This is a genomic window from Lutibacter sp. (assembly GCF_040883305.1).
Taxonomy (GTDB): domain Bacteria; phylum Bacteroidota; class Bacteroidia; order Flavobacteriales; family Flavobacteriaceae; genus Lutibacter.
The window spans coordinates 1-9590 of sequence record NZ_JBFLKT010000269.1 but is presented as its reverse complement, the minus strand read 5'-3'; the positions used below and the strand labels follow the sequence as shown (position 1 = coordinate 9590).

The following is a 9590-nucleotide window of genomic DNA, read 5'->3' as shown; positions in this document are numbered from 1 at the left end:
TTTAACTGAAGATCAATTAGGTGGATTAGCGGATGGAATGATTAAATCTATGGCTAAAATTGCTACTGATAAAGGACAAGAAGGGAAATATGCAGTTCCAAACACACGTTCTTATATGGATCCGTTTTTAAAGTATTCAACAGAAAGAGAAATTCGTGAAAAAGTTTGGAATAATTATTATTCAAGAGGTGATAATGCTGATGAATTTGATAATAATGAAAACATTGCAAAAATTTTACAATTGAGAAAAGAGCGTGTTGGATTATTGGGATACGATAATTTTGGAGATTGGCGTTTGCAAAACAGAATGGCTAAAACACCTGAAAACGCAATGAATTTAATGGATGCCGTTTGGCCTGCAGCCATTGCAAGAGTTAAAGAAGAAGTTGCAGATATGCAAGCAGTTGCAAATGCTAATGGAGATAATATTACTATAGAACCTTGGGATTACCGTTTTTATGCTGAAAAAGTACGTAAACAAAAATACGATTTAGATTCCGATGAAGTAAAACAATACTTACAATTAGATAAATTAACTGATGCCTTATTTTTTGTTGCTGGTGAAGTGTTTAATTATAATTTTACACCAGTTCCAGAAGGAAGTGTAACTGTTTTTCATGAAGATGTAAATGTTTGGGATGTAACAGATAAAACAAGTGGTGAGCATATTGGTTTATGGTATTTAGACCCATTCGCGCGTCCAGGAAAACGTTCAGGTGCTTGGGCAACTACGTATAGAAGTCATAGTACTTTTGATGGCGAAAAAACGGTATTAGCATCTAACAATTCAAACTTTGTGAAACCTGCTCCAGGTGAAGCTTTATTAGTTTCTTGGGATGACGCAACCACATTTTTACACGAATTTGGACACGCATTGCATTTCTTTTCTTCTGAAGTAAAATATCCAACTTTAAATGGAGGTGTTAGAGATTATACAGAATTTCAATCGCAAGTATTAGAACGTTGGTTATCTACAGATAAAGTAATTAATCAGTTTTTAGTGCATTATAAAACTGGTGAAGCAATTCCTCAAGAATTGGTTGAAAAAATTAAAAAAGCATCCACTTTTAATCAAGGTTTTTCTACAACCGAATACTTAGCTTCGGCAATTATGGATATGAAATTCCATTTAGCAGATCCAACAACTATTGATGTTGATGCATTTGAAAAAGAGACCTTAGAAGCTATGAATATGCCTAAAGAATTAGTAATGCGCCATAGAACTCCACATTTTGGACATGTATTTTCTGGCGAAGGTTACGCAACTGCATATTATGGGTATATGTGGGCAGATGTTATAACAGCCGATGCTGCTGAAGCATTTGCTGAAGCTCCAGGTGGATTTTACGATAAAGAATTAGCTGCAAAAATGGTAAAATATTTATTTGCTCCAAGAAATTCTATGGATCCTGCTGAAGCTTATAGAAAATTTAGAGGACGCGATGCTAAAATTGATGCTCTTATGAGAGATCGAGGATTTCCTGTTGCTAAATAATTTTTAAACTCTAAGAATTTAATTCCGCTTAAAAATTAATTGAGCGGAATTAAATCTAGTGTTGCTAGTTTTTTATGTTCTAATAGTTTTAGAAATAACAATTCCAAAATTTTAACAATTTGTTATATTTTAAAAATATAAAAAATCACTAACTTGTAAAGTCAAAGTTTAATTGTATTTTTTAAATCGTACGTCATGAAAAATAAAGATATCATTCTAAAAAAAATGTTCAAAGGGTTCGCTGCATTTATTTTTTTTACTTTAATTGGATTTCAAAATACTGGGTATGCAAATACTGATATTGTTCAAGATACCATTACTTTTAAACAATATAAGGGTAAAGTTGTAGATAGTAAATCAAAAAAACCATTAGTTTTTGCAACACTTATAGTTAACAACACAAACATAAGTTCTATAACCAATACACAAGGAGAATTTCTGTTAAAAATCCCAACGGACTATAGTAATCATAGAGTAACTGTTTCATTTTTAGGATACACAAGTAAAGTAATTGACTTTAACGATTTAAATGAAAGTAACATTGTAATTAAACTTGAAACACATATTGAAGAACTTTCTGAAATTAAAATAAATATTGAAGATGCAAATTCTTTAGTAAGAGAGATGTTAAGAAATAGAGGGAATAATTATTTCGATTTTCCTACTTCAATGACTGCTTTTTACAGGGAGACTATCAAGAAAAGAAGAAATTATGTATCACTTTCTGAAGCGGTAGTTGAAGTTAACAAGCAGGCATACACAAATAGTAAAAACGACCTCTTAAAACTATATAAAGCTCGAAAAAATACAGACTATAACAAATTAGATACCATCTCATTAAAATTAAAAGGAGGACCTTCGAGCACTTTAAGAATTGATGTTATGAAAAATCCATTAGACTTTTTTGGGGATGAAGTTTTCGATAGATACCAATTTAATTTTGAAACTTCCACCAAAATTGATGATAAGCCTGTGTATGTTGTTAATTTTAAACAAAAAAAGCATATTGAAGATCCATTTTATTATGGCAAACTTTTTATAGATGCAAATTCGTATGCTTTAATAAGTTCAAAATTTTACTTAAATTTAGAAGACAAGCAAAAAGCCAGTCGCATATTTGTTATAAAAAAACCTAAAAAGGCAACTGTTATTCCAACAGAAGCGATGTATCAAATTAACTACAGAGAAAAAAATGGAAAATGGCATTTTGGATATAGCAGAATTGAATTAGGATTTAAAATAGATTATGACAAACGCTTATTTAACTCAGTTTATAATATTGTTATGGAAATGGCAATTACAGATTGGGAAAAAATAACAGAAAACACCATAATTAAATTTAGAGATAGATTAAAACCATCTGTTATTTTAAGCGATGAAGTTCAAGGTTTTGCAGATCCAGAATTTTGGGGAGAATATAACGTTATTGAGCCTGAAAAACCAATTGAAAATGCGATTAAAAAAATTCAAAAACAGCTTAAAAAAATTCAATAAAAATTTCAGCTAGATTAATTTAATCTGAAATAAATAAAGTGCTTTGGGTAAATGCTCAACTAATTTTTTATATTAGTTAAATAATAATATTGCACTAACCAAACTGCTTTTTGTGAAAAAACTAATAATCACTTTCTGTTTTATAGCTGGTATTTCAACGCTTTTGGCTCAGAATACAACTATAGAACATAACATTAAAGAGCTAACAACCAAAGCAAAACAATCAACAAAAGGTGAAAAACTTAAATGGTTAGATAGTTTATCAAAAATTACGAAATTCAAACCTGAATTAAAGTACGATTCAATTGTAAAAGCAACTATACATTTAGCTAAATCTATAGATTCTACTAATTTAGCATTATTTCATACTTCCAATTTAATATATTTTCAAAATAATACGTTGAAAAAACCGGACCTTGCAATTCAAATTTTTGAAAGCTTTATTCTTAAAAAAGAAAATTTCCCCAATGCACAATTTTTAGCTAAGTTTTATTTAAATGGTAGCGATTCTTATTATACTAATAAGAATTACAATAAATCTATCCAAATCATAAATAAATCACTTGAAATCTATAAAAATCTAAATGATATAGAAGCAATTTCTAACTGCTATTATAAATTGGGTCGTATTTATTATGTGATTTCAAGTTTTGACAGATCTCTTTACAATTTTTTTGAATCCTTAAAAATTAATGAGCAACTAAATAATGAAACTGAGATTGCAAAGAATTTAGAAAGAATCGGGAAAATCTACATGATTACTCCAGATGCTAATATAGATTTACCAAAAGCAAGAATGCATATTAATAGAGCGCTTGAAATCTATAAAAAACTTAATGATGAAAAAGGAATCATTTTTACCTTAACCAATCTTGGAGCAATCAATTTAAAAGAAGGTATAAATCATGATAATGAAGAAAAGATTGTTACAGCCATTGAAATATTCAAAGATGCATTACTAAGGTCTGAAAAATTAGGCTTAGAAAAAAATCAGGCCATTATGTTAGGAAATATTGGTCCGTCATTAAGAATACTTGGTAAAAATAAAGAATCATTAGAATATCTTTTTCAAGCATTAGAAATTAAACTAAGATTAGAGGATTATACATCTGCAGCGCATTCTTGTAATGATATTTCGGAAACATACATTGCGATGAATGATTTACAAAATGCAAAAAAATATGCTTTAAAAGCAGCAAATTTAGCCAATGGTGTAAGTCCTAATCAAGAAAGGTATGCGTATTATTTACTATCAGAAATTCGATATAATTTAGGAGAATATAAGAAATCTAACAATGATCTAAAACAATATCACAAGTTAGCAGATAGCATTTTTTCACAAGAAAAAATAGCAAAAATAAACGAAATGCAAATTAAGTATGAAACAGAGAAAAAAAGCCTTTTAATAAAAGCACAAGAAAGTGATATTGCTTTGTTAAATGAAAAACATAAAGTTAAAAATCAATGGTTATTATTTGGAGGAACAGGCTTAATTTCATTTTTTGGTTTCGTTCTTTTAATACGATCAAGAAATAAAGCAAAACAAAAACAACAATTACAAACTCAGTTTTCTCAAGATTTAATTCAATCTCAAGAAGATGAGCGAAACAGAATTGCTAAAGAATTACATGATAGTATTGGGCAACAATTAACGCTAATAAAGAAAAAATTACAAAACACATCGCAAGAAGATATTACAATTTTAACAAATAATACTTTAGAAGAAGTGCGGTCTATTTCACGAGGTTTATATCCTTCCCTTCTAAAACAACTGGGGCTTTCTGAAAGTATTGAGCAACTTATTTATGAATATGATGAAGAGACAGATTTGTTTTTTTCTTTAGAAATAGAAGATATAAATTCATTTTTTAATGAAACCGAAAGTTTAAATTTTTATAGATTTATTCAAGAATGTGTAACAAATACTGTAAAACATTCTGAGGCAACATCGGTATCTTTAACTATAAAAAAAGAACAAGGTAACATTACAACTATTTTAACAGATAATGGTAAAGGGTTTGATATTAATGGAAAACTAATCTCTAACAGTTTGGGTCTTAAAACTATTTCTGAACGCATTAAAATTTTAAATGGAACCCTACTGATAGATAGCAAACCTAGAAAAGGAACAATTATTACAGCTAAAACACCAATATAAAAATGAATAAGAATGTTAAAATCCTAGTTGCTGATGACCATCCAATGCTATTAAAAGGCTTAAGGGATGAATTAATTGAACACAATTATAATGTTATTGAAGGTGCCGTAAATGGCGCTAAAGCATTGGATATTATTATTTCTCAGAATCCAGATATTGCCATTTTAGATATTAATATGCCTTTATTAACAGGATTTGAAGTGATAAAAAAATGTCAGGAAAAGTCTGTAAACACGCGTTTTATTATTCTTACTTCTTATAAAGAAAAAGGATTTGTATTGAAAGCTAAAAAATTAAATATAGCTGGCTATTTACTTAAGGATGAACCTTTTATTGAAATTAAAAACTGTATTCAAGCAGCACTTAATGGCGATTTTTACGCTAGTAAAGAATTTGATGAAATATTTAGTAATGAGATTTCTCCTCAGCTGAAAAAAATAAAATTTCTTTCTCCTTCCGAAAGAACAATTGTACGCCTAATTGCTCAAGAAAAATCATCAAAGGAAATCGCTAATTTACTGTCTATATCAGTAAGAACAGTACAAAAACATCGTTCAAATATCATTTCTAAACTGGACTTACCAAATGGAGCCGAATCACTTTTCGGTTGGACGCAACAAAACAAAGAACTTTTTTTAACACTATAAAGGTAAAGTACTTCATTTTTTAAAGCTTCATCTCTAATCAGTAAATACGTACCCCTACGTATTTATTGCAAGCACTACGTATAGGTATTTCAATCCCTTCCAATTAATTTTATCAAATTAAAAACAATGAAATATTTTCTAACTAAACAACAAAAATTATGAAAAAACACGTAGCTATTTTAATTTTCACATTATTTACATCTTTCATTTTTGCACAAGAAGTAAACATAACAGGTAATTCTCTTTCTAATGGAAATATCGTATATAGAAAAGCTTTTGATAGCTTTAAGCCAGATCTTAAAAAGATCGGTAAAAGCACCACTAAATGGGATGCTCAATATATTAAAAAAGTTAGCTATGATGTTATAAAACTTGCCGAAGCTCATTATATTAATTCTGTAGATATTACATTAATTAATGAAGAAAATGTTTCTCTGAAAACAGCCAAATATTATGTAAATGTTAAGTCACAACCGTCTAAAGAAACTAAAAAAACAGATATGAATTGGCAAAATATTGAGAATTCAAGTTTGGCGGTAGTTTTACATTACAATTCACTATGGCATAGCTTAACAAACAAACAGAAAATTGAATTTATGAATAAAAATAATTTCAAAATTTCTTGGATAAATTCTAATATTAACACAACTCATTCAAAGTTAACTCTAAACTAAAACACAGCTTATTCTTGAAACTAACAAGAATGATAAAATGCTGTCTAAAATGGTTGGAATATTTTCATATTGAACCTATCCTGAGCAGATAGATTAAATTTACAATTTCAATATCCTGATTAACTATAATATTAATGAGATTGTTTGATACTAATTTCACTTTTTAGACAGCCTCTTTTACAATTAAATTATTTTTTTAGAAATTATATGAAAATAATTAAACACATATTTCTTTAACAAATTTTTAAGAAATTTTGTACTGGGGTTTAATACTTTAGGGCTTTATTTTAAATATAAATAATAAAACCCAAATAATAAAATGACTCGCAAATTTTTTACTACATTTTTAACACTACTGCTAATTGTTGGTGTCGCTAATCAGTCCAATGCTCAACGAAAAAAGAAAAAAGAAAAAGAAACGGTTAAACCCACACCTCCTCCAAAACCAAAAAAAGGTGCAATTCAACCATATGCAAAAGTTATTACCAAAGATGCAATAACTGATGATGGTTTATTTAAAGTTCATTTTGTAGATGACAAATACCTGTTTGAAATCCCTGATTCTTTATTAGAAAGAGAAATGTTAATGGTAACCCGTATTGCAAAAAACACTTCAAATAACAGAAGTTTTGGTGGACAAAAAGCAAATACAAAAGTGCTACGATGGCAAAAACAAGGAAAGCAAATTTTATTAAGGGTTGTTTCTCATAATGTTGTAGCAGACGAATCGTTACCAGTGCACGAAGCTGTAACAAATTCAAACTTTGAACCTGTTTTATTTGCCTTTCCAATTAAAGCTTTTTCAGTAGATAAAACTGCAACAGTAATTGATGTAACAGATTTATATGCAACAGATGTAAAAGCTTTAGGTCTGCCAGAAAATGTTAGAAAAGGCTATAAAATTACCAGACTAGATACTAAAAAATCGTTTATCGATAGTATTCAAAGTTACCCATTAAATATTGAAAGTAGACATGTAAAAACATATAGTGCAGGCGCTCCGCCTTCAAATTCCAGTACTGGAACTGTTTCTGTTGAAATGAGTAACTCTATGATCTTGCTTCCAGAAGTTCCAATGAAAAGAAGAATTTTTGATGAACGTGTTGGATGGTTTACATCAAGTCAAACCGATTATGGTTCTGAAGCTCAAAAAAGTGAAAAAATCACATATTTAAACCGATGGAGACTAGAAGTAAAAGATGAAGATCTTGAAAAGTTTAAACGCGGAGAATTGGTTGAACCAAAAAAACAAATTGTATATTATATTGACAGAGCCACACCTGAAAAATGGAGACCTTTTATTAAACAAGGTATAGAAGATTGGCAAGTTGCTTTTGAAGCTGCAGGTTTTAAAAATGCCATTATTGCAAAAGATCCACCTACAAAAGAAGAAGATCCGGAATGGAGCCCTGAAGATGTGCGTTATTCTGTAGTACGTTATTTAGCATCGCCTATTCCAAATGCAAATGGGCCACATGTAAATGATCCAAGATCTGGAGAAATTTTAGAATCAGATATTAACTGGTATCATAACGTAATGAGTTTGTTACAAGGATGGTTCTTTGTTCAAACTGCTGCTATAAATCCAGAAGCTCAAAGTGTAGGATTTAAAGATGAAGTAATGGGGGAATTGATAAAGTTTGTTTCTTCTCACGAAGTTGGACACACCTTAGGTTTGCCACATAATATGGGAAGTAGTGCTGCCTACCCTGTTGATTCTCTTCGTTCGGCAACATTTACAAAGAAATATGGAACAGCTCCTTCAATTATGGATTATGCACGTTTTAATTATGTTGCACAACCTGGAGATACTGATGTAGCAATGATGCCAAATATTGGTGTTTATGATAAATATGCTATGAGCTGGGGATACCGTCCAATTTTAGATGCAGAAACGCCTGAAGATGAGAAAGAAACATTAGACAATTGGATTTTAAAATATGCTGGTAATCCTTGGTATAGATTTGGACATCAACAAGCTGGTGATGTTGTAGATCCAAGTTCTCAAACTGAAGATTTAGGAGATGACGCTATTAAGGCAAGTTCTTATGGAATTGCAAATTTAAAGCGCATTATGCCAAATCTTATTGATTGGACTTCTAAAAAAGGTGAAAATTATGACGATTTATCTGAAATGTACGGACATGTTGTTGCTCAATTTAACAGATATATGGGACATGTTTCATCTAATGTTGGTGGTGTTTATGAAAACTATAAAACTTCAGATCAAGATGGTTTAGTGTATACACACGTTGCTAAAAACCGTCAAAAAAATAGTTTAAAATTTGTAATAGATCAATTATTTAAAACACCAAGTTGGTTAATTGATAAAGATATAATTGGAAAAACTGAATATTCTGGAATTACAGAACGTGTTAGAGGTTTACAAGTTAGAACACTAAACAATGTTTTAAGCTTAGGAAGAATGATGCGAATGATTGAAAATGAGACACTAAATGGCTCAGAAGCATATACCTTAGTTGCTATGATGAGTGATTTAAGAATTGGAATTTGGACAGAGTTGCGATCTGGAAGAAGCATAGATACGTACAGAAGAAATTTACAAAGAGCTCATATTGAACAACTTGCAAGCTTAATGACTGCCAAAGATACCAGAGGGTCTAGAGGGTCTAGTTATGTTAAAGGTACTGCTGTTACTGTAAAACAATCTGATATTATTCCTGTTGTTAGAGGTGAATTAAATCGCATTAAAAGAGATGCTCAAAGAGCAGCTTCGTCGGCACCTAACACAATTACAAGATATCATTTACAAGATATTGCTGAACGTATAGATGCTATTTTAGATCCAAAATAAAACACTCACATCATATAAACAAAAAAGCCTCCAATTTGGAGGCTTTTTTGTTAATGCATTTAATATTTATTCGGCACAAATGTTTGATAATCCATTGGGGGTCTTACATAACTCTTATTCTCAGGTAATGAAGGTAATTCAATTGGTTCTAAATTCATTTTTTTATATGGAATCTGACTTAAAATATGACTTATACAATTAAGCCTTGCTTTTTTCTTATTGTCTGCATCAACAACATACCAAGGCACTTGTTTGGTATCTGTATGAGCAAACATAGCATCTTTAGCTTTTGAATATTCCATCCATC

The 9590-nt window shown here is 30.0% G+C and carries 6 protein-coding genes and 1 pseudogene; 6 read left to right on the top strand and 1 reads right to left on the bottom strand.

What is annotated here, in order from left to right:
• From AB1Z17_RS08410 to AB1Z17_RS08385, 6 genes are all read left to right on the top strand, one after another.
• Positions 1-1495 (top strand): M3 family metallopeptidase (locus AB1Z17_RS08410; protein ID WP_368051357.1); only part of this gene is annotated, 1495 nt, incomplete at its 5' end.
• Positions 1496-1690: 195 nt separating this feature from the next.
• The gene (locus tag AB1Z17_RS08405; protein ID WP_368051356.1) at positions 1691-2989 is read left to right on the top strand and encodes a carboxypeptidase-like regulatory domain-containing protein; all 1299 of its coding nucleotides are present in this window, start codon (positions 1691-1693) and stop codon (positions 2987-2989) included.
• 112 nt (positions 2990-3101) lie between these two features.
• On the top strand, positions 3102-5147 hold the full coding sequence (locus AB1Z17_RS08400) for a histidine kinase (RefSeq protein ID WP_368051355.1): 2046 nt from the start codon (positions 3102-3104) through the stop codon (positions 5145-5147).
• A gap of 2 nt (positions 5148-5149) precedes the next feature.
• Positions 5150-5794 (top strand): response regulator, encoded by a 645-nt coding sequence (locus AB1Z17_RS08395; RefSeq protein ID WP_368051354.1) that lies wholly within the window; start codon positions 5150-5152, stop codon positions 5792-5794.
• 158 nt (positions 5795-5952) lie between these two features.
• A complete protein-coding gene (locus AB1Z17_RS08390) occupies positions 5953-6468 on the top strand; it encodes a hypothetical protein (RefSeq protein ID WP_368051353.1) in 516 nt (171 codons plus the stop codon).
• A 319-nt stretch (positions 6469-6787) separates the two neighbouring features.
• Complete coding sequence (locus tag AB1Z17_RS08385; RefSeq protein ID WP_368051352.1) at positions 6788-9283, top strand: zinc-dependent metalloprotease; 2496 nt, start codon at positions 6788-6790, stop codon at positions 9281-9283.
• Between the two features lie 59 nt (positions 9284-9342).
• On the opposite strand, the pseudogene AB1Z17_RS08380 reads toward AB1Z17_RS08385, so the two are convergent.
• Positions 9343-9590: pseudogene (locus tag AB1Z17_RS08380) on the bottom strand (polyphosphate kinase 2); the annotation flags it as partial.